Here is a 510-nt window from a genome sequence, read left to right on the forward strand (position 1 = left end):
CGTATCACCTAAACGTTCTTTAACGTAAGCTGCATCAATCACAAACTTAGCACCAGATTGCTCTGCTGCATCGTAAGAGATTTCGTCCATCAGACGTTCCATCACGGTATGTAGACGACGAGCACCAATGTTTTCTGTGGTTTCGTTTACCGTCCATGCCGCTTCTGCGATTTGCGTGATACCGTCTTCGGTAAATTCGATATCGACGTTTTCTGTCTTCATCAACGCGATGTATTGCTCAGTCAATGACGCTTTAGGTTCGGTCAGAATGCGTTTGAAATCGTGGCTGCTCAGTGCTTCCAATTCCACACGGATTGGCAGACGGCCTTGCAGTTCTGGAATGAGATCAGATGGCTTGGCAACTTGGAATGCACCGGATGCAACAAACAGAATGTGGTCTGTTTTTACCATGCCGTGTTTTGTCGAAACGGTACTGCCTTCAATCAGAGGAAGTAAGTCACGTTGCACACCTTCACGAGACACGTCCGGGCCAGAGCTTTCGCCGCGCTT

The 510-nt window shown here is 48.2% G+C and carries 1 protein-coding gene; it reads right to left on the reverse strand.

Annotated features, from left to right (window positions below):
• Nucleotides 1–510, reverse strand: a 510-nt coding sequence (locus R7190_RS31030; RefSeq protein WP_318138361.1) for an AAA family ATPase, incomplete at both ends; no start/stop codon positions are given.

The sequence above is a fragment of the Vibrio sp. 1078-1 genome (assembly GCF_033340475.1).